This is a genomic window from Citrobacter sp. R4 (assembly GCF_026719175.1).
In the GTDB taxonomy this organism is placed as follows: domain Bacteria; phylum Pseudomonadota; class Gammaproteobacteria; order Enterobacterales; family Enterobacteriaceae; genus Citrobacter_A; species Citrobacter_A sedlakii.
The window spans coordinates 906,360-927,472 of record NZ_JAPPSU010000001.1; the positions used below are offsets into that span (position 1 = coordinate 906,360).

General features: G+C 55.0%; 18 protein-coding genes. 11 read left to right on the plus strand and 7 right to left on the minus strand.

Annotation, left to right across the window (positions count from 1 at the left end):
- The first annotated feature begins 273 nt into the window (after positions 1-273).
- From OOJ60_RS04350 to urtE, 6 genes are all read left to right on the plus strand, one after another.
- Entirely contained in the window at positions 274-1,377 is a 1,104-nt protein-coding gene (locus OOJ60_RS04350) for a cobalamin-independent methionine synthase II family protein (RefSeq protein ID WP_205611996.1), read from the plus strand.
- A 207-nt stretch (positions 1,378-1,584) separates the two neighbouring features.
- Complete coding sequence (urtA, locus tag OOJ60_RS04355) at positions 1,585-2,856, plus strand: urea ABC transporter substrate-binding protein (protein ID WP_205611997.1); 1,272 nt, start codon at positions 1,585-1,587, stop codon at positions 2,854-2,856.
- Between the two features lie 45 nt (positions 2,857-2,901).
- Complete coding sequence (gene urtB / locus OOJ60_RS04360; protein WP_205611998.1) at positions 2,902-4,476, plus strand: urea ABC transporter permease subunit UrtB; 1,575 nt, start codon at positions 2,902-2,904, stop codon at positions 4,474-4,476.
- Complete coding sequence (gene urtC / locus OOJ60_RS04365; RefSeq protein WP_205611999.1) at positions 4,476-5,549, plus strand: urea ABC transporter permease subunit UrtC; 1,074 nt, start codon at positions 4,476-4,478, stop codon at positions 5,547-5,549. The genes urtB and urtC overlap by 1 nt, the downstream gene beginning before the upstream one ends.
- Positions 5,549-6,346 carry an urea ABC transporter ATP-binding protein UrtD gene (gene urtD / locus OOJ60_RS04370; RefSeq protein WP_205612000.1) on the plus strand — a complete coding sequence of 266 codons (798 nt, stop codon included), beginning with the start codon at positions 5,549-5,551 and terminating at the stop codon, positions 6,344-6,346. The genes urtC and urtD overlap by 1 nt, the downstream gene beginning before the upstream one ends.
- A gap of 9 nt (positions 6,347-6,355) precedes the next feature.
- Positions 6,356-7,054, plus strand: a complete 699-nt coding sequence (gene urtE, locus OOJ60_RS04375; RefSeq protein ID WP_042282932.1) for an urea ABC transporter ATP-binding subunit UrtE — start codon at positions 6,356-6,358, stop codon at positions 7,052-7,054.
- Between the two features lie 16 nt (positions 7,055-7,070).
- Here the strand turns inward: urtE and ydeE are convergent, their stop codons facing one another.
- Complete coding sequence (gene ydeE / locus OOJ60_RS04380) at positions 7,071-8,258, minus strand: efflux MFS transporter YdeE (RefSeq protein WP_205612001.1); 1,188 nt, start codon at positions 8,256-8,258, stop codon at positions 7,071-7,073.
- Between the two features lie 205 nt (positions 8,259-8,463).
- Between ydeE and eamA the strand changes: the two genes are divergently transcribed.
- Positions 8,464-9,363: an O-acetylserine/cysteine exporter gene (gene eamA / locus OOJ60_RS04385; RefSeq protein ID WP_199957280.1), complete on the plus strand. Its 900-nt coding sequence runs from the start codon at positions 8,464-8,466 to the stop codon at positions 9,361-9,363.
- A gap of 40 nt (positions 9,364-9,403) precedes the next feature.
- Here eamA and OOJ60_RS04390 read toward each other — a convergent pair whose 3' ends face one another.
- Positions 9,404-13,531: an autotransporter outer membrane beta-barrel domain-containing protein gene (locus OOJ60_RS04390; protein ID WP_205612002.1), complete on the minus strand. Its 4,128-nt coding sequence runs from the start codon at positions 13,529-13,531 to the stop codon at positions 9,404-9,406.
- 328 nt (positions 13,532-13,859) lie between these two features.
- Between OOJ60_RS04390 and OOJ60_RS04395 the strand changes: the two genes are divergently transcribed.
- Positions 13,860-14,471, plus strand: coding sequence for a LuxR C-terminal-related transcriptional regulator (locus OOJ60_RS04395; protein WP_042282935.1), 612 nt, complete (start codon positions 13,860-13,862; stop codon positions 14,469-14,471).
- 30 nt (positions 14,472-14,501) lie between these two features.
- Here the strand turns inward: OOJ60_RS04395 and marB are convergent, their stop codons facing one another.
- The 3 genes from marB to marR are packed head-to-tail and all read right to left on the minus strand — an operon-like array spanning position 14,502 to position 15,588.
- Complete coding sequence (gene marB / locus OOJ60_RS04400) at positions 14,502-14,720, minus strand: multiple antibiotic resistance protein MarB (protein WP_042282936.1); 219 nt, start codon at positions 14,718-14,720, stop codon at positions 14,502-14,504.
- Between the two features lie 32 nt (positions 14,721-14,752).
- Positions 14,753-15,133, minus strand: a complete 381-nt coding sequence (gene marA / locus OOJ60_RS04405; RefSeq protein ID WP_148365360.1) for an MDR efflux pump AcrAB transcriptional activator MarA — start codon at positions 15,131-15,133, stop codon at positions 14,753-14,755.
- Between the two features lie 20 nt (positions 15,134-15,153).
- Positions 15,154-15,588: a multiple antibiotic resistance transcriptional regulator MarR gene (gene marR / locus OOJ60_RS04410; protein ID WP_042282939.1), complete on the minus strand. Its 435-nt coding sequence runs from the start codon at positions 15,586-15,588 to the stop codon at positions 15,154-15,156.
- 257 nt (positions 15,589-15,845) lie between these two features.
- Between marR and OOJ60_RS04415 the strand changes: the two genes are divergently transcribed.
- Positions 15,846-16,511, plus strand: coding sequence for a MarC family NAAT transporter (locus OOJ60_RS04415; protein ID WP_042282942.1), 666 nt, complete (start codon positions 15,846-15,848; stop codon positions 16,509-16,511).
- A gap of 56 nt (positions 16,512-16,567) precedes the next feature.
- Here OOJ60_RS04415 and OOJ60_RS04420 read toward each other — a convergent pair whose 3' ends face one another.
- Complete coding sequence (locus tag OOJ60_RS04420) at positions 16,568-17,764, minus strand: sugar transporter (protein WP_060569751.1); 1,197 nt, start codon at positions 17,762-17,764, stop codon at positions 16,568-16,570.
- Between the two features lie 194 nt (positions 17,765-17,958).
- Between OOJ60_RS04420 and OOJ60_RS04425 the strand changes: the two genes are divergently transcribed.
- The gene (locus OOJ60_RS04425; protein WP_205612003.1) at positions 17,959-18,747 is read left to right on the plus strand and encodes a PhzF family phenazine biosynthesis protein; all 789 of its coding nucleotides are present in this window, start codon (positions 17,959-17,961) and stop codon (positions 18,745-18,747) included.
- On the opposite strand, the gene ptrR is transcribed toward OOJ60_RS04425, so the two are convergent.
- Positions 18,744-19,613, minus strand: a complete 870-nt coding sequence (gene ptrR, locus OOJ60_RS04430) for a putrescine utilization regulator PtrR (protein ID WP_042282955.1) — start codon at positions 19,611-19,613, stop codon at positions 18,744-18,746. The two genes, OOJ60_RS04425 and ptrR, sit on opposite strands and share 4 nt — an antisense overlap.
- 99 nt (positions 19,614-19,712) lie before the next feature.
- Here ptrR and sad point away from each other — a divergent pair, with 99 nt between their 5' ends.
- Positions 19,713-21,101 carry a succinate-semialdehyde dehydrogenase gene (gene sad, locus OOJ60_RS04435; protein WP_205612004.1) on the plus strand — a complete coding sequence of 463 codons (1,389 nt, stop codon included), beginning with the start codon at positions 19,713-19,715 and terminating at the stop codon, positions 21,099-21,101.
- The last annotated feature ends 12 nt before the right edge of the window (positions 21,102-21,113 follow it).

Sequence of the window (21,113 nt, forward strand, 5' to 3'; positions counted from 1 at the left end):
AAAAGGGTGGCGCAATCATGCGGCGTTGCTGTGGGCAACATAGGACTGGCAGTGAAAAGCATGACAGGCGGCACTTCCGGATGGGCGAACGTAACCTGCGCTTTAGCTTTCCCCCGGCGACAAACTGAATTAATTTCAACGGGCATGAATTTTTCTCGTTTGCCCGACGGCCTGTGGTATGTCAGTTTGGACGTATAGCCATCCAGAAGTCTTAATATTCAAATAAGAAACTATCACCTCCGGTAATCATTGCCGGATGACAAAGGAGATCGCATGCAAAGACAACAGGCCCCGTTTCGTGCAGAAGTCGTTGGGAGCTTTTTACGCCCGGATGAAATTAAACAGGCTCGCCAACAGTATTCCCGCGGGGCGTTAAGCGCCAGTCAGCTGCGCGCGGTTGAAGATGAAGCGATACGTCATGTGGTAGAGCAACAGTGCGCCTGCGGCCTGCACGTTGTGACGGACGGGGAATTTCGTCGTGCCTGGTGGCATTTTGATTTCTTTGACGGACTGCAGGGCGTAGAGCGTTACGACGCAGCGCAAGGTATTCAGTTCAACGGCGTTCAGACTAAAGCCCACGGCGTTCGCGTCACCGGGAAGCTGGCGTTCGGTGATCATCCGATGCTGGAGGATTTTCGCTATCTGAAAAGCATCAGCGGCAATGCGCAGCCGAAAATGACCATTCCCAGCCCCAGCGTATTGCACTTCCGTGGCGGGCGTAAGGACATTGACGCGACGGTGTATCCACACCTCGATGCTTATTTCGACGATCTCGCGTCCACCTGGCGTGATGCTATTCACGCATTTTATGCTGCCGGGTGCCGCTACCTGCAACTGGACGATACCGTATGGGCTTACTTATGTTCCGATGCGCAGCGCCAACAGATCCGTGAGCGGGGAGACGATCCGGACGCCCTGGCGCGCATCTATGCCGACGTAATTAATCGCACGTTGCGTGATAAGCCCGCTGATATGACGATTGGCTTGCATGTCTGTCGCGGTAATTTCCGGTCTACCTGGATTTCGGAAGGAGGCTACGAGCCGGTCGCTGAGATCCTGTTTGGCAGCGTGAATGTGGATGCGTTTTTCCTTGAATACGATAACGATCGCTCCGGTGACTTCGCGCCGCTGCGCTTTATTCGCCCTGGCCATCAGCAGGTCGTGCTGGGACTGATCACGACCAAACACGGCGAACTGGAAAATCCGCAAGGGGTGAAAGCGCGCCTTGAGGAAGCCGCACATTATGTCGACAAGGCGCAAATCTGCCTGAGTCCGCAGTGTGGTTTCGCCTCGACTGAAGAAGGAAATACGCTGACGGAAGCCCAACAATGGAGCAAAATTAAACTAATCACCGAAATTGCCCGGCAGGTCTGGTAAATTGCTTCATGACTGAGCACGACGCTGCACGCTCGTAATGCAGCGCTGTGCCATTGTGGTTCATTACCCCTTTATATCGCGCCACTCGGCGCGTTTTTTTCTCCTTCGCCGTTCTGGCATCTTTTTTGCCTTATTCCTCCTGAACGTCATTTTTGCGCCGTTTTGTTTGTCGGATCGCACAGCATCTTTCTTTTCAGGAGTGAAACTATGCAGCGTCGTACATTACTTAAAGCTTTTGCCCTCTCTGCCTCGGTGGTTGCCATGGGGCTTAGCTTCAGCGTCCAGGCCGCCGACACCATTAAAGTCGGCATTATGCATTCGCTTTCCGGCACTATGGCGATATCGGAAACCCCGTTGAAAGACGTTGCGCTGATGACGATTGAGGAAATCAACGCAAAAGGCGGGGTATTAGGGAAAAAACTGGAACCGGTGGTGGTCGACCCGGCGTCCAACTGGCCGCTGTTTGCCGAAAAAGCGCGGCAGTTGCTGAGCCAGGATAAGGTGGCGGTCGTGTTTGGCTGCTGGACCTCCGTTTCCCGAAAGTCAGTGTTACCGGTGTTTGAAGAACTCAACGGCCTGCTGTTTTATCCGGTACAGTACGAAGGAGAAGAGATGTCGCCGAATGTTTTTTACACCGGCGCCGCGCCTAACCAACAGGCTATTCCCGCCGTCGAGTATCTGCTGAGTGAAGATGGCGGTAGCGCTAAACGCTTCTTTCTGCTCGGTACCGACTACGTATATCCGCGTACCACCAACAAGATCCTGCGCGCTTTCCTGCATTCAAAAGGGGTGGCAGATAAAGATATCGAAGAGATTTACACCCCGTTTGGTCACAGCGATTACCAGACTATCGTTGCCAACATCAAAAAATTCTCCGCTGGCGGCAAAACGGCGGTGGTCTCCACCATTAACGGCGACTCAAACGTACCGTTCTATAAAGAACTGGCTAATCAGGGGCTGAAAGCAACCGATGTACCGGTTGTGGCGTTCTCGGTTGGTGAAGAAGAACTGCGCGGTATCGATGCCAGGCCGCTGGTCGGCAACCTTGCCGCCTGGAACTATTTTGAGTCCGTCGATAACCCTGTAAACCAGAAGTTTGTCGCCGACTACCGCGCCTACGCGAAAGCGCACAACTTACCGAACGCCGGGACGGTCGTTACAAACGATCCGATGGAGGCCACGTACGTCGGCCTGCACATGTGGGCGCAGGCGGTTGAGAAAGCCGGAACGACCGAAGTTGATAAGGTCCGTGCGGCGATGGCAGGACAATCCTTCCAGGCGCCATCAGGCTTTACCCTGACGATGGATGCCGCCAACCATCATCTGCATAAGCCCGTGATGATCGGCGAAATCGAAGACAACGGTCAGTTTAATGTGGTGTGGCAGACTGAAGAACCGGTCCGCGCCCAGCCATGGAGTCCCTTCATTGCCGGTAACGATAAAAAATCAGAGCAGCCGGTGAAAACGGCGAGTAACTGAGACGACGCCCTCCGGCGGGAGGGCAGGATAACGGGAGAACAGGACATGAAAGCCATGAGCTTTATTCACGGTGTCGTGCTGGCGCTGGGGTTGATGCCGTGGTTGGTTCAGGCCAGCGATGCCGACACGTTTGTCGCCGCCAGCCGCAACCAACAGGCGCAGTTGCTGGAGCAGTGGACGGCGTCGCCTGAACCGCAGCGGCTGCCGTTGCTGGCGGCATTAAGCAAGGAAAGTGTGCTGCTTGACAGCAAAAAACGGGCTTTCACGCAAAACGGGACACAGTTGACGACGCTGGGCGCAGCCAGTACGCCAACCGGCACACTTAAAAAGCTGCGCTTGACTAACCGGTTGCGTAATTTGGTGGCTGGCGCGCTGGCCACGCATCAACTTATAAGTGACAGTGTCACGGAAAGGCGCGCCGCCGCCACGGCGCTACAGCGCGGCGCGCAGTCTGCCATGCTGCCGCTTATCCAGCAGCGTCTGGCCGCAGAAAGCGATCCCGTTGTGACATCGCGTCTGACCGGCGCGCTGGCGAGTCTACAACTGACCAGTCCTTCCGCGGACGTTCGTCGTCAGGCCATTACGCTGCTCGGCGATTCCAGCGATCCGGAAATGCAGGCGCGTCTGCAACCCTTTACCGACCATGCGCACGAGCCTGACGCCAGCGTACGTGAAGCGGCAACTGAGAGCGTGACGCGGATTCAGCATCGTATGGCGACAGGCGAACTGCTCGGGCAGGCGTTTATGGGATTGTCATTAGGTTCGGTGTTACTGCTGGCGGCCCTCGGCCTGGCGATAACCTATGGCCTGCTCGGGGTAATCAATATGGCCCACGGTGAAATGCTAATGCTTGGGGCTTACTGTACGTGGATGGTGCAACACCTGATGGCGCAGTTCATGCCGCAGTGGCTGGCGATGTATCCGCTCGTCGCGTTACCGGTAGCCTTTCTGTTCACCGCCAGCGTGGGAATGATTCTCGAACGCGGGGTGATCCGCCATCTTTATGGTCGTCCGCTGGAGACATTGCTGGCGACCTGGGGTATTAGCCTGATGCTGATCCAACTGGTGCGCATGACCTTTGGCGCACAGAACCTGGAAGTGGCGAATCCGGCCTGGCTGTCCGGCGGCGTGCAGGTGTATGCGAACCTCGTACTGCCGTGGAACCGGATAGTGGTGTTTGGCTTTGCGCTGCTGGTGGTGGTCTTTACCTGGCTGCTGCTCGCTAAAACGCGGCTGGGGTTACGGGTGCGGGCGGTGACGCAAAACCGCAGCATGGCGGCCTGCTGCGGCGTCCCGACGGGCAGGGTGGATATGCTGGCGTTTGGTCTGGGATCGGGCATTGCCGGCCTTGGCGGCGTGGCGTTGTCGCAGCTTGGCAATGTCGGACCTGAGCTGGGGCAAGGCTACATCATCGACTCCTTTCTCGTGGTGGTGCTGGGCGGCGTTGGTCAGCTTGCTGGCAGCGTGGCGGCGGCGTTTGGCCTCGGGGTATTTAATAAGATCCTTGAACCGCAGATGGGGGCGGTGCTCGGGAAGATCGTCATTCTGGTGTTGATCATTCTGTTTATCCAGAAGCGACCCCAGGGATTGTTTGCCTTAAAAGGGAGGGTGGCTGACTAATGACTATGCCAATGACCTTAACGCTGGCGCGCAAAGCGCCGCGCGCCAGCCTCGTGACAGGTTCGCTTGCCCTGCTAATGCTGGTGACGCTGCCGTTTCTGGCGCTGCTCCCTGCCGACCACCCGCTGGCGATATCCGTCTGGACGCTTACGCTTGCCGGCAAAATCCTCTGCTATGCGATTGTGGCGGTGGCGTTGGATCTTGTCTGGGGCTATGCCGGTATGCTGTCGCTCGGACACGGAATTTTCTTTGCGTTGGGCGGGTACGCGATGGGGATGTACCTGATGCGCCAGGCTGCCGGGGAGGGATTACCGGCGTTTATGTCTTTTCTTTCCTGGACCGAACTGCCGTGGTTCTGGTGGGGAACGCAACATTTCGCCTGGGCGCTGGCGCTGGTGGTGCTGGCGCCGGGCGTGCTGGCGCTCATCTTTGGTTACTTTGCGTTTCGATCGAAGATCAAAGGCGTCTATTTTTCGATCATGACGCAGGCGTTGACCTTCGCCGGGATGCTGCTGTTCTTTCGTAACGAAACCGGCTTTGGCGGTAACAACGGTTTTACTGGCTTCACGACCCTGTTGGGACTGCCGATCACCGCCACCAGCACGCGAATTGGGCTGTTTCTGGCGACGGTGCTTCTGCTGGTGCTGGCGCTGTGGCTGGGATTCGCGCTGGCGCGGAGTAAATTTGGGCGCATCCTGACCGCCGTTCGCGACGCAGAAAATCGGCTGATGTTTTGCGGTTATGATCCGAAGGGCTTCAAGCTGCTGGTCTGGACGCTTTCCGCTGTGCTTTGCGGGTTGGCCGGTGCGCTTTACGTGCCACAGGTCGGCATCATTAACCCCAGCGAAATGTCGCCAACCAACTCCATTGAGGCCGCCATTTGGGTTGCGCTGGGGGGACGCGGTTCGCTGATTGGGCCGGTGACTGGCGCGGTACTGGTTAACGGGGCGAAAAGCCTGTTCACCGTCATCATGCCGGAATACTGGCAGCTGTTTCTCGGGTTAATTTTCATTGTTGTCACCTTGTTTTTACCGCGCGGCGTGATTGGCCTGTTTCGTAAAGGAGAAAAATAATGCAGCCAGACGAAGGGCTTTTCACCCGCCAGGTGCCGGGCGATCGCTATCGCCAGCAAACCGACCCGGTATTACAGCTGGAAAACATCAACGTCAGCTTTGATGGCTTTAAGGCACTAACCGATCTCACCCTGAACATTGGCATAGGAGAACTGCGCTGCATTATCGGCCCCAACGGCGCAGGAAAAACCACGCTTATGGACGTAATTACCGGTAAAACGCGGCCCCAAAGCGGAAAAGCGTTGTATGACCAGTCGACGGATCTGACGACGCTGGATCCCATCGCCATTGCCCGCCAGGGTATTGGCCGCAAGTTTCAGAAACCCACGGTGTTTGAAGCTCTGACGGTGGCGGACAATCTGGCGCTGGCGATGAAAAGCGATAAATCGGTGTGGGCGTCGTTGCGCGCCACGCTAAACAGCGAACAACATGATCGGATCGATGAAATGCTCGGGCTATTGCGGTTACGGACTGAACGCGGGCGTCACGCCGGGCGGCTCTCTCATGGACAAAAGCAATTTCTGGAGATTGGCATGTTGCTGGTACAGGAGCCGCACCTGCTATTACTCGACGAACCCGCGGCAGGGATGACCGATGCGGAAACGGAGTACACCGCGGAACTGTTCCGGACGCTGGCGGGAAAACATTCATTGATGGTGGTGGAACACGATATGGGCTTTGTCGAAACCATTGCCGATCGCGTCACGGTGCTGCATCAGGGACGCGTTCTGGCGGAAGGCAGTCTGCGCGACGTGCAGGCCAATGAACAGGTCATTGATGTGTATCTCGGACGCTAAGGAACGCAAATGCTACAGGTAAATGAACTGAATCAATACTACGGTGGAAGCCATATCCTACGCGGCGTGTCCTTCGAGGCGAAAATCGGCGAAGTGACCTGTCTGCTGGGGCGCAACGGCGTGGGTAAAACGACGCTGCTGAAATGCCTGATGGGGCTGATCCCGGCGCGCACCGGTACAGTCACCTGGCAGGAAAAAAACATCACTCATCGCAAGCCGCATCAGCGGGTGCAGGCGGGCGTGGCCTATGTGCCGCAGGGGCGAGAGATCTTCCCGCGCCTCACGGTGGAAGAGAATCTGTTACTGGGACTTTCCCGCTTTTCAGGGCGCGAGGCGAGAACGGTACCGGAGGATATCTATGCGCTTTTTCCGGTTCTGCATGAGATGAAGCATCGCCGGGGGGGCGATCTCTCCGGCGGACAGCAGCAGCAGCTGGCACTCGGACGCGCGCTGGCGAGTCGTCCACAACTGTTGATCCTTGATGAGCCCACGGAAGGTATCCAGCCTTCGGTGATAAAAGAGATCGGTCAGGTCATCAGCCAGCTCGCGCGCCGTGGTGATATGGCGATACTGCTGGTCGAACAGTTTTATGACTTTGCCGCCGAACTGGCGGATCAGTATTTGCTGATGTCGCGGGGCAGTATTATTCAGCGCGGGCGCGGAGAAAACATGGAAACGGAGGGGGTGCGCGGGCTGGTCGCTATCTGATACCGCCCGCAGGTGATTAACACAGCGCAGGCTGGCCCCAGGGTCCGGCGCGCATGCCTTTCAGCATCATCGCCCAGGCGATGATGATCGCCACCATCAGCACAGCAAACAGCGTCCAGGCGGGGAAGGCTGTTAGGATCACGCCGCTGGCGAGAGGGTTGACCGCCGCCCCGAGCCAGCCCAACGATTGCGCAGAAAAATAGCTGGCCTTCATGCCCGACGGCGCGATGTTATCGATCAGCATATATTCGCCCGGCGCATAAATGACTTCGCCAAGCGTGAAGATTGCGGCGGCGATGCCCCAAAGCAAGAGACTTTCTCCGGCGAACATGAAACCGGCGAGACCGATGACAAAGCAGACGGTCCCGAAAGCCATCAGGGGGCGAATATTGCCGGGCGTCAGTCGGCGGCCAACGGCATATTGTAAACCGACAACCACCGTCGCGTTAACGGGCAGGACGACAGCCACCACGTTCTCCGCAAAATCGCCGTCTGCGACCACCATGACATACTGAGAGATACAGGACGCGAATGCGCCGCTGACGAATGACGCGAGAAACGCTGACAGCGTAAACCAGAACAAGGCTTTATCCTGGAGCAGTACAGACGGCGACCAGGCCACGCGGGTATCTGCCTCAGCGCGCGCGGTCGAACGGTTAACCAAAAGCTGTATAAACACCAGCGGGAAGGCGGAACAGATTGCGGCAAGCCAAAAGGGCAGATTAATGCTTTGCATCACCAGTAAGGTGCCGAGCGGCGGCCCGACGGTCCAGCCGATGTTCAGTACCGTGTAGTTAAGCGAGAAAATCTTCGCCTTCGCGGCGGGTGACAGGTTATCGGCAAACCAGGCCTTCAGAACGGTAGCAAACACTGAGTAAGCGCAGTTAATTAGCGCGAACAGCAGCACGACCAGCACCACGTTATGTACCAGCGGTATAGCGATAAAACCGAAGGCAAAGGCGGAGATTGCCAGCAGCATGTAGCGCTTTTTGTCGAATTTATCCGCCAGAATGCCAAAACCGAGGCTAAAAATAACGCCGATGGTTAACGCAATGGTCATGGCATAGCCGATCACGTCCACGCTCAGATGATACTGGCGATTCAAATAGATGGTCATGAAGGGCAGCGTTGCGCCGCGACCAATCGTCAGTAACAGGGAAGAAGCAAGTAAAGCCAGGGTGGATCGTCTTAGCGTTTTGTTCATGTCTATGCCCGACAGTGGGTTCTCGTTTCGTTATATTTTTGTGCTCAATGACTTTTAAGGAATAGCACGGCAAAAATGTGATGTATAGCGGATAAATTGTTCGATCGTGCACTGTTATCCCTACCAGAATTAATGATCTGTTGCGTGCTAATGTTTTACGTTACTTTAACTTGTTTACAAAAATTTAATAATTCAGGGCGGTGGTATGTCGCGAAAAGACGGACTGTTAGCGTTACTGGTCGTGGTGGTCTGGGGACTTAACTTTGTGGTGATCAAAGTGGGTCTGCACAATATGCCGCCGTTGATGCTGGCGGGGTTACGCTTCTTGCTGGTGGCTTTCCCTGCTATCTTCTTTGTTGCGCGGCCTAACATTCCGCTCACGCTGCTGCTGGGATACGGTCTGACGATTAGCTTCGGCCAGTTCGCGTTTCTGTTTTGCGCCATCCATTTTGGTATGCCTGCCGGGCTGGCGTCTCTGGTGCTGCAGGCACAGGCTTTTTTCACCATCGTGCTCGGCGCGTTTGCCTTTGGCGAGCGTTTACAGGGCAGGCAAATCGCCGGGATCGCGCTTGCTGTATTCGGCGTGCTGGTGCTGATTGAAGCCAGCCTCAACGGTCAACACGTGGCGCTGTTCGGCTTTATGCTGACGCTGGCGGCAGCCTTTTGCTGGGCCTGCGGCAATATCTTTAATAAAAAGATTATGCAGCATGCGTCGCGACCGCCAGTGATGTCACTGGTGGTATGGAGCGCGCTCATTCCGATTATGCCATTCTTTGTCTCGTCATTACTTCTTGATGGCGCGCCCCACATGATCCAGAGCCTCGTCGACATTGACCTGACGACGATCCTGTCGCTGGTCTACCTGGCGTTTGTCGCCACAATTGTGGGTTACGGTATCTGGGGCACGCTGCTTGGGCGTTATGAAACCTGGCGCGTGGCGCCGCTGTCGCTGTTGGTGCCGGTGGTTGGCCTGGCGAGCGCCGCGGTATTGCTTGACGAGACGTTAAGCGGACTGCAATGCCTGGGCGCGGTGCTGATTATGGCGGGACTCTACATTAACGTGTTTGGTTTTCGCTGGCGCAATATCGCGCAGGTCAGGGGATAGCAGACGCAGAAAAGCCGCATGTTTCCATGCGGCTTACCGGTCAGAACGTCAGTTGCCAACTGACCATCACTTTCTGATCGCTACTATGGTCAGACACATTGGCGCCGTAACCCACGCCCCAGGCCATATCGCCTTTATGCAGCGTCATGCCTAACTGTCCGGCAAAGGCGGTTTTATCAGTGATGTTCGCCGTAATGGCGTCTGTCGCGCTGATGCCCTGGGCACGGATCCGGGTGTCAGAATGGGTATCGCCTGCACGGGTGATGACCGCGACATCCGCCTGGGTGGACAGATCCCATCCTGAATCCAGGGCGAAGGTTTTACTCAATTTTACCCCCGCCGGGAACTGCCAGATGTTCTGGGTTTCTTCGTCCGTTTTAAAGACCGTTTCATGATTCGCGTTCCGTGTAGTAAAGCCTTTGGTTTTAAGCTGGTTGTAACGTACGCCTGCATAAGGAATGACATTTACAACCTGATTTTCAACGCGGTACTCGGCGGTTAAGCCTGCGGTCAGCAACTGTGAGTCTACATCGCCATTCAGTTTGCGCCCCTGATTTATCCAGCCGGGCAGATCCTGTTCGATATCGTTACTGTTCGCGCTAAAGCCGATATCCGCGGTGACGTTAACCGCATCACGACGCCAGTTCTGGTACAGCGAAACGCCCCAGAAATCGAAGTCGTTATGCGTGGTGTTGAAGTCGCCGGAAGAATCAGTGTTACCACGACCGGCATGGGCGGCGATCCCGGTGCGCATTGGTCCAATCGCGGAGTCCCAGGACCCTTCACCGCCAAGCATCACGCCGTAGTAGTCGGTATCAAAGCCATAGTCCGCCTGTCCGGAAGAAAAGTCGCGCGCCCGCTGGTTGCCGTAGAGGGCCTGGACCCAGACGGTACCGTCTCCGGCGGCGAATTCAGGATGGGCCAGCGACATGCGTTGCTGTATCGTCCGGGAAGCGGCAAGTCCGGTTGCCAGCGTCGTGGCCTGAACCCCTGCGGCGACGGCCAGTTGCGCGGCGCTGTTAACGGTGTTTACCACCTCCTGGACGCCAATCTGCGGGCTTTCTACCGCCTGTGAAAGGAAGCGCAATCCCGCATCGCCACTTTGCGTGTCGTTGATGCCCTGAGCGATCATGGTATCCAGCGCATGTGTTGTCACCACGCCGGGCAGTACGTCCTGGGCCGCTTTTGCGACTGTGCTGACAATCACATCGCCTTCCTGCCAGGTGGTCTTCGCGCTCAGCAGTTTATTGAGGATCAGGTTATTGTCCTGCCAGCCGGAACCGGCGATCTCTATGTTGTTGAAACCGTGCGCAATCGTGTAGTGCTGATTCGCTTTGGCGTCTTTAACATACAATTGCGCGGAGGAGGCCACGTTCAGGTTGCCGTCGGTGGCGTTCAACGCGGCGTTACCGCGCGTTGTGCTTTTGCTGTTCACCATCAGCAGTGACTGTTCGCCAAACTGCGCCCGGTTCAGCGTTGCGGCATAGTCAGAGGACGGCTGGCTGAGCGAACCGTCCACCCGTATCCCCCCCTGAGAGGCGATGAGGGTTTGCGGCGTTGCGACAGCCAGCGCTGCGGTGACGCCGGTTGGCGACCATGCCAGCCCGGTGCTGGCGAAGTCATCGATCGCCGGTTGCAGGCGGGTGTCGCCCAGCACCAGCAACGCGTTTTGCCCGACCGTCAGACGACCGTTAACGTTCTCCCCGCCAAACGCGGCCTGAGACGCCGTGTCGATGGTGGCGTTCTGTTGCCATTGAGGGTCGATGAAAACGCTGGCACCGTGGAGATCCACCTCGCTGGCAATCAGTTTGCCCGCAGCAGCATCGTGACCGACAAAGATTTTCGCCTGGCTGAGTCCGTCAGCGTCGGCGGTGGCGAGAAGTTTCCCGGCGTCGAGAGTACCGTCAACGGCCATTGCGCCGCTGCCGACCAGCTCGACGTTCGCGTGCAGTACAGCCTGATTCCCGATACTGATTTCCCCCTGGCTGACGATCCCCGACGCGGCGGCGCTGGTGACCGTATGATCGCCGGACACCACGTTCAGCGCGCCATCCTGACCAATATTCAGCTGTCCGCGAAGATAATCAGTGGTATTCGCGGTGGCCAGCGTACCGAGATTCAGGCTTCCGCTTTCCACGTCAACGTTAACCTCCGCGTCGGGATTACCCGCCACGCTGATCAGCGAGCCGCCAGATGCGCCGGTCAGGGTTAACGACTTCCCACCAACGATAGCGACGGAAGCAACGCCTGCGCCTTCAAGACGCAGACTGGCGGCGCCAAAGCTGTTGGCGACAGCGATTTCCTGGTCTGACATCGCCTGTGTGCTACCGACAACGACCCGGTTTTTGTCCGCCACGACGTCGACGTTCGCGAGAACTGCGCCGGCGGTGGCGGCGTCAGTCACTGTCGCTTCGCCGGTGACGGTGTCGTTATTCATCAGTTGCCCGGTCATGACAAGCGAGGCGTTGGACTGACTGCCAAGCAACTGGTTAACCGACTTCAGCCACGCAAGTTGGTAGGTGTCGTCAGTCAGGGTCAGGGTACTCTCGCTGAGGGTCAGGCGATTGCCGGTCTCATTAAACTGCGTTGCGCCATCAACGTTGGCGACAGTACTGAACAGTTGGCTGGAGTGGGTTTCCAGCTGGCTGTTTTGGGTCAACTCCAGCGACGCGCTGTCGCGCAAAGAGAGGGAATCGGCAATCAGTCTGGCCTGGTTAAAAATCAGTTTGCCGGCGGTGAGGGCCACGGGCGCGTTAATCACGCCACCTGTTACCTCCAGCAGGGTTCCAACGTTATTGTCGCTAAAACCGCCGCCGAGGGTGGTGGTGGCGCGCACATTGAGTTTACCGAAGCGGCTGAATTTATCGCCCTGCAGTTGAGTCATCGATTCCATGAGCGTCAGGGTGCTATTGGCGTTTCCATATAGCTGTCCGCCGACCTGGGCGTTATCGAGAATCACATTGCCACGCACAATATCCCCGTCTTTCAACGTCACGTCGCCTGAGATCTGGCTGTCTTTAAGCAGCAGATCCACTTCGCCGCTAAGCGCGCTGGCGTTAACAGAACCGGTCAACACGGAGCCCACCAGACCGACGGAAGTGGTTGTAGCCGTGTTCAACAGCAGATCGCCGGTCATCTGGCTGGCCGTCAGCGTTGCGTTGAGACGGTCGCTGGCGGCCAGTGCGGTTATGCCTGTCACATGGCTGTTTGCCAGCGTCAGGTCGAGGGCCTTACCTTTGGCGATATCAATAGCATTTGCGGCAGTGGTGGCCTTTAGGGTGCTGTCATCAACCGTCACCGTATTCAGGCCGCCGGTCGCGGCAATTTTCAGCGAGCCGGTTAGCTGGCTTTTATTTTTCAGCGTGACGCTGTTGGTTTTATTGGTATTGCCGCCGGAAATAAGAATCGCATTTTCATTAGCTATTGCTGCATCGCGGGTATCGATCGCACTGTTATCTACGGCAATGGTGATATCGTCTTTCGCGTAGGCGACGTTGATATTGCCTTTGTTAATCGCACTGTCGCTGACCGAAATACTATTTTTTCCTGCGCTGCCGGTCAGGATCCGGCCATTCAGCACGCTGCCGTTGCGGATGTCGATGGTGTTATCGCCGGTATCGTAATACGAGAGGTAGATCGCCGAACCGCGGGCGTAATATTTACTGCGCTGGGGCGCTTTCTGCGTCTTGTCATAATCCGTGTTCGCATTAGCGCCATTCAATGTGGATTTATCCACCGTGATGATAGTGTTGGTTTTATTTGTGAGATTCCCACCCGCTTCCAGCCAGTCAACAGTAGCGTTATTTACCAGGTGAATCCCCGCTGTACCATTTTTACTGGCGTTAATGTAATAATCGCTTAAATTTGCGCCATCGACGACCAGATGCTGAATGTCGTTTGCGCTACGCGACGATGTACCGCTGGCGAAATAGACGTTTTGTGTTTGTGCCTGGGCATTGATGGCCGCCTCCTGGGTAGGCAGCGTAAAATACCAGGCAGTCGGTGTCGGCTTAACAGGGGAGGTCATCTGAAATTCTTTCAAATTACAGATCCCGTCCGTGTACGTTGTGCAATCAGCAGCTGCGGGCGCGGCAAAAAGCACCATGCTACTGCCGACAATCAGGCTAATACTTTTAGCCAGAGGGGTAAGGCTTAATTTATTTTCCATAATATTTGCCATCCAGTTGCTGAGGAACCTTGAAAAGTAGTGAACCAGGAAACTATTTACCCTTAGTTACATTTCGAAATTTAGCAAACGACGAGAATGAGTGATATAGGACGTCAGATTACGACTTAAGAAAAATCCTAATCTTGTCATAACGCTTTGTTTTATATGGTGCTTAAAATTAAATTCATCACCAAAACTGTGCGTGGCAGCACATTTTGTTACTCCGGGATTAAGAATTATCTTATACTGCCGGGAGCCTTCTGATTTGCGGGCCATTTAAAATATGCTGTAAATAGTTTTATAAAAACCATGTCAAAGGAATGGAAACGTGATTGTTGTTATCACATCGTGTGGATACTTTAAGAAAGGATTTGGCTATATTATTGAAGAAATCAGAAGAGAGCATCATTCATTTTCAGAAGTCCGCTATGTTAATCATATTCGCGAGATTCACAAAAAAAGTATTGCTAAGATCAAAGCCATTATTGTGGACTATGGCGAAAGCAATACCCAACTGTTGAGTGAATTGTTCGATTTTAAATCTCACTATCCTGAGAGTTATATCGTATTGATTACCCGTGAGCGGTGCTACGAAAGCACTATTGATAATATTATTATCAATTCAATCTCGGAATTTAGTATCGACTGTAAGGCTGTGATCAAAAAAATCAGCAGCTTTCTGGAGAATTTTAAAGAAGGAAATCAAAAAATCGTCATTACCAAAAACATGAAATTGTATCATCTGGAAAAGGAAGCCCAGCTGTCACAAAAAGAGGTGAGTCTGCTGCCTTACATCATGTTTGGTAAGAAGAATAAAGAAATTTCGCGACAGTTTAATCTGAGCGAAAAGACCGTTTGCCATCATCGCAGGAATATCTACAAAAAATTCGCGGTGGAGAATCTGGCTGGACTGTATCACAAGATTGAGGAGAAGGACTAAAAAAGCCCCGCGCAGGCGGGGCAAGACGAATCAGAGTCGGTGCCGGTTGTAATAAGGCACGCCCAGTTCGTCGGACTTGTCGCTTCCCGTGCCCATATGGTTCAGATCGAACGGTGACTGTTCCTGAGCGGTTGGAATCAGCATCGTGTCGCGATTATCTGATGTCGAAAGCTGGGCGGGTTGCTCTGCAACGCTCTGGCCGGAAATAACCAGCAGCAGGGCCAGCATTACAGAAGACAACAGTTTCATGATTTCCTCGATTACGTCGTTTACAGGCGATTTTAGCTACAATGGTTTAGCGGGTGCAGATACCGTGATTCCCCGTGCATATTGGTAATACGGTATTTATGCGGCGGAACGTCGAAATAGTTTTTGAAGGTCCGGGTCAGCGTTTGCTGCGACTCGAAACCGTAACGTTCGGCCAGGTATAAAATCGGCTCGTTACTTTCCTTTAATTTCTGCGCTATTTCCGTCATCTTACGGCTGCGGATGTACTGACCTAACGAATGGCCGGTCTCTTTTTTAAACATCCGCTGCAGGTGCCATTTGGAGTAACCTGAACGCTCAGACACTTTTTCCAGTGAGAGCGGCGATTCAAGGTTATCTTCGATCCAGTCCAAAATGCTATGAATGGTGATAGCGTCAGTATTGCGTCTGGACATCGTCATACCTCTTTTTGTTTTTACGGCAGAACTTTCTTGAGCAAATACTCAAGCGTTGCCACTTCGTCAGCCGTTAGGTTTTTTGTTAATTCCTGGTGCAGGTCTTGCCCTACTAATTGATGACATTGCTCACATATTGCCGCGCCGTGCTCGGTCAGTGTGACCAACACGCCGCGCTTGTCATTCGGGTTAGGGTGTCGGTCGACCCAGCCTTTACAGACCAGACGGTCGAGCATTCGCGTTAGCGCGCCAAGATCGACGGACAGCACTTTTTTCAACTCAACCGGGGTGATACAACCTGCGCAGCGAATCGAGCAAAGCACCTTAAACTGCGATGCCGTGATATCCAGCGGCGAGAGGTACTCGTTCAGCAGGCGATCTTTTTTCTGATTAACCATGTAGATCAAGCGACCCAGCGGAATGATGTCGTTGAATAAGTCACTGGTGCTTTTCACAATGGTTGCCCTGGCAAGTATTTAGTTACGGCAGATAATATTGCCCAGGCAACTATAAGTCAAACGAATGAATTGGCCGATCACACGATTTGCTAAAAGCCGTTTTGCGTGATCTAAATCACATTCGAATATGTTAATGATAATTAGACATTATGAGTTTTTGACGCTCATGAATGCTTACAGCCGCGGAATGGCGAAGGAGACGGGTTTCCACTTATACTTGCCGCCAGACGATTGAAACAGGAACTGAAGCCATTATGATGGAGTTGTTTAAAGCGATAGGACTGGGGCTGGTGGTGATTCTGCCGCTGGCGAATCCGTTAACGACCGTAGCGTTATTTCTTGGCCTCGCCGGAAACATGAACAGCGCAGAGCGCAACCGCCAGTCGCTGATGGCCTCGGTTTATGTGTTTGCCATCATGATGGTGGCCTACTATGCCGGTCAACTGGTGATGAATACGTTTGGCATCTCCATTCCCGGTCTGCGTATTGCCGGTGGGTTAATTGTGGCGTTTATTGGTTTTCGGATGCTGTTTCCGCAGCAGAAGGCGCATGAATCGCCGGAAGCGAAAAGTAAGTCGGAAGAGCTTGTTGATGAGCCCACCGCTAACATCGCCTTTGTGCCGCTGGCAATGCCGAGCACTGCAGGTCCGGGAACGATTGCGATGATCATCAGTTCGGCATCCACGGTACGCCACGGCGCCGATTTCCCGGACTGGGTGATTACCGTTGCGCCGCCCATTATCTTTGCCGCCGTCGCCGTGATCCTCTGGGGCTGTCTGCGCAGTTCCGGCGCCATTATGCGCCTGGTGGGTAAGGGCGGTATCGAAGCGATTTCCCGACTGATGGGCTTTTTGCTGGTTTGTATGGGCGTGCAGTTTATTATTAACGGCGTTCTGGAAATTATTAAAACCTACCCCTAATGCGCACGTCATACCGTCCTGGTCGGTCCTTCCGGTCAGGACGGATTCACGCTTTATCAGCTATGCTGAGGTTGTTCTTCCAGCGAGACAGGCCATTTCCGAAAGATGATGATCGACCAAATCAGCGCGGCCAGCGCCGGGACGGCGCCGACATAGCCCACAGACGACATTGAGCCGTGCAGGCTTACCTGATTGCCCAGCAGCGCGCCAGCGCCAATGCCGATATTGAAGATGCCAGAGAATAACGCCATCGCCACGTCGGTGGCATCGGGCGCCAGCGCCAGCACTTTTACCTGCATCCCGAGACCAATCACCATAATGGCAATCCCCCAGAAAATACTCAGGACGGCGAGATGCATTTCGCTGCCCGCCGCAGGCAACAGCAGCAAGAGACATACCGTCAGCAACAGGATGGCGACGCTAATCAGCGCCGACGCGTGCTGGTTGCCTAGCTTACCAAACACGACGCTGCCAATAATGCCTGCTCCGCCCAGCACCAACAGCAGCACGGTAGCGAAATTGGCGCTCAACCCGGCGACGGTCTGAACAAACGGTTCAATGTAACTGTAAGCGGTATAATGAGCGGTTACCACGACAACGGTCAGTAGATAAAGGCTCACCAGCGCCGGCCGGCGAAATAACAGCGGCAGGCTTTTTAACGAGCCGGAATGTTCACTGGGTAATGTCGGCAACAGTTTTATCAAACAAACGAGGGTGATCAACGCGCCCATACCGATCGCGAAAAATGTGGTACGCCAGCCAAAATACTGACCGACAATGCGTCCGATCGGCAGGCCAAGCACCATCGCCAGCGCGGTGCCGGTGGCGATTAAGCTCAGCGCTTGCGCGCGCTTCCCGGCGGGGGCCAGACGGATCGCCAGTGAGGCGGTAATCGACCAGAAGATCGCATGCGCAAAGGCGATACCGATACGGCTAAGCACCAGCACGGTGAAATTCCATGCCAGAAACGACAGGACATGGCTGGCAATAAACAACACGAACAAACCAATCAACAGCTTACGTCGTTCAACCTGGCTGGTCAGCAGCATGAACGGCAGCGACATCAGCGCCACGACCCATGCGTAGATGGTCAACATAATCCCGACCTGGGCGGTCTGCATATGAAAGCTCTGCGCGATATCAGACAGCAGACCGACAGGGACGAATTCCGTGGTATTAAAAATAAACGCTGCAATGGCAAGCGTAACTACCCGTAGCCACGCGACCTTGCGGGAAACAGTGTGAGTTGTCATAGAAATGAGTCGGGTTAGTTGCGAAAGGATGAGAAGGCGATCTTAAAACGTTTATTGGCGAAAAGACAATCATTTTGTGATTCAGATCTCCTTTTACTGGATAAGTGACGTTGTCACATTATAGAGATCGACGCTTGTGAATATTCGGTATTTATGCCACTTTGCAAGAAAACAAAGACGGACGGGGTAACGGCATGAAAAAGATTGATTTTTATCTGGTTGATGCGTTCAGCGATAGCGCATTCGGGGGCAATGCCGCGGCAGTTTGTCTGCTTGATGACTGGCTGCCTGACGCCATCCTGCAGAAGATGGCGCAGCAGCATAATCAATCGGAAACCGCCTTTATCGTCCGCCAGCAAAGCGGTTTTTCCCTGCGCTGGTTTACCACCCGTAATGAGGTTAATCTTTGCGGCCATGCCACGCTTGCCAGCGCGCATGTCATTTTCAGTCACCTTAATTATCCTGATAGTAGACTTCATTTTGATACGCTTTCCGGTCGTCTGACCGTGGAGCGGTGCGACGAATGGTTAACACTGGACTTTCCCGCTGGCGCGACCGAAGAACAGACGCCGCCGCCGGAAATGCTTCGCGCGCTGGGGATAGAACAGTATCTCCACGCCCGCAAAGGACGCGCCTGGATGATTGAGCTGGCAAGCCGTCAACAGGTGGAGTCGCTCACCCCGGCTATTGGCGCAATGCGACCCGGCGAACATAAAGTCTCGGTAACCGCGGCAGGTGACGGCGAATATGATTTTGTGAGTCGCTTTTTCTCCCCTGGCGAGGCGGTATGGGAAGATCCGGTCACGGGCTCTGCGCATACGATGCTCATTCCGTACTGGGGCGCAAAGCTCAATAAAACGCAAATGCTCGCCCGTCAAGTCTCCGCTCGCGGCGGCGACGTGCGCTGCGAGTGGCGAAACGATCGGGTACTGATGGGCGGGAAGGCGAGAACGTATTTAACGGGTAGGATTATAACGGGTTAACCCGGCGTTGATGTCCCTTTCAGGAGCGTGATGAACGCCTCCAGCTGGCGCGTCATGGCGCCGCGCCGCCATATCAGCCAGGTGGTAAGCCACCGCCACTCTTCTGGCAACGGCCATGCCTCCACCTGGTGATGACCGGGCATACTTTCCAGCATACTGCGGGGGATCAGCGCAATCCCTGCACCGGCGATCACGCAGGCCAGCATGCCGTGATATGACTCCATTTCATGGATTGTGCCCGGCATGGCCTGGTCGTCGTGAAACCAGCTTTCGAAATGCCGACGGTACGAGCAGTTGGCGCGGAAGGCGAACAGGTTGCTTCCATTGACATCGCTGGCGCGCGATACCGGCGGATGACCGTGTGGCGCGACCACCATCATTTCTTCCTTATACACAGGAATGCCTTCCAGTCCCGGGTGGGGAACGGGACCGTCAATAAACGCGGCGTTAAGGTGACCTTCCAGTACGCCGTCAAGCATTTTTCCGGAAGGGCCGGTCGCCAGCGAGAACTGAATTTTAGGGTAACGCTGGTTAAATTCCGCCAGCGTCGCCGGAATGCGTACCGCGGCGGTGCTTTCCAGCGAACCGAGGGTAAAAAGGCCCTGCGGTTCATCGCCTGCCACTACCATTCGCGCTTCGTCGACCAGCGCCAGGATCTGCTGACTGTAGCGCAAAAAGTTATGCCCGGCGGGAGAAAGACGCAGGCGCTGGTTTTCGCGAATAAACAGATCGACGCCAAGATCGGCTTCAAGCTGGCGTATCCGGGTGGTCAGGTTCGACGGCACGCGATGCACCCTGGCCGCAGCCTGCGTGATACTGCCCGTTTCGGCCACTGCGTTAAACATTTCCAGTTGCGTCAGGTCCATAGTTTTCTCATTTTGTGAATACCCTGCTCAATATTATTCATTTTAAGGAAAGAGTAAACGCGTCCATGATGATGATAAAACCAACAATGGAGAAACCCTGTGACGATTTCATCTGCAACACATGCCATTTCTGTTAATCCCGATACTGGCGAACAGCTGTCCGCGTTACCGTGGGCCAGCCAGCACGATATCGAGCGGGCTTTATCGCTTGCTGAGCAGGGCTTCGCGACATGGAAGCGCACCAGTGTGGCGTTTCGCGCGCAAAAGCTGCGTGATCTCGGTCAGGCGCTGCGTGTTCATGGTGAAGAAATGGCACAGTGCATTACCCGTGAAATGGGCAAACCTGTTAAACAGGCGCGCGCCGAAGTCGCTAAGTCAGCGGCGCTTTGCGACTGGTATGCAGAGCACGGTCCGGCGATGTTGGCGACCGAGTCGACGCTGGTGGAAAATCAGCAGGCGGTGATTGAGTACCGACCGCTCGGCACCATTCTGGCGGTGATGCCCTGGAACTTTCCGCTCTGGCAGGTGCTGCGCGGGGCGGTGCCGATTTTGCTGGCGGGGAATGGCTACCTGTTAAAACCCGCGCCATGCGTGACGGGCTGCGCGCAAATCATCGCGCAAGTGTTTGCGGAAGCGGAGATCCCGACGGGCGTTTATGGCTGGTTGAACGCCGATAACGCTGGCGTCAGCGCTGTCATCCAGGACCGACGGATTGCCGCTGTGACCGTCACGGGAAGCGTTCGCGCCGGCGCGGCAATCGGCGCTCAGGCCGGGGCGGCGCTGAAAAAATGTGTGCTTGAACTGGGCGGTTCGGATCCGTTTATTGTCCTTAACGACGCCGATCTGGATTTGGCGGTGAAAGCGGCGGTGGCCGGACGTTACCAGAATACCGGGCAGGTTTGCGCGGCAGCGAAACGTTTTATTATCGAAGAAGGGATTGCTGATACGTTTACCGAACGTTTTGTGTCCGCTGCCGCGGCGCTGAAAATGGGGAATCCGCTTGACGAGCACAACGATCTTGGCCCGATGGCGCGTTTCGATCTGCGTGACGAGTTGCATGAGCAAGTACAGGCCACGCTTGCGCAGGGGGCGCAACTGCTGCTGGGTGGTGAGAAAATGGCCGGAAAGGGGAATTATTACCCGGTGACGGTGCTGGCTAACGTCACGCCTGAAATGACCGCGTTCCGTGAGGAATTGTTCGGGCCGGTTGCCGCCATTACTGTAGCGAAAAATGCTGAACACGCGCTGGAACTGGCCAATGATAGCGATTTTGGCCTGTCTGCGACCCTTTTTACGGCGGATGAGGTTCGCGCCAGGGAAATGGCCGCTCGCCTTGAATGCGGCGGCGTCTTTATTAATGGCTTCAGCGCCAGCGATGCCCGCGTGGCGTTTGGAGGCGTGAAAAAGAGCGGTTTTGGTCGCGAGCTTTCTCACTTTGGCCTGCATGAGTTTTGCAACGTCCAGACGGTGTGGAAGAACCGCGTTTAATCCCGCTGCGTT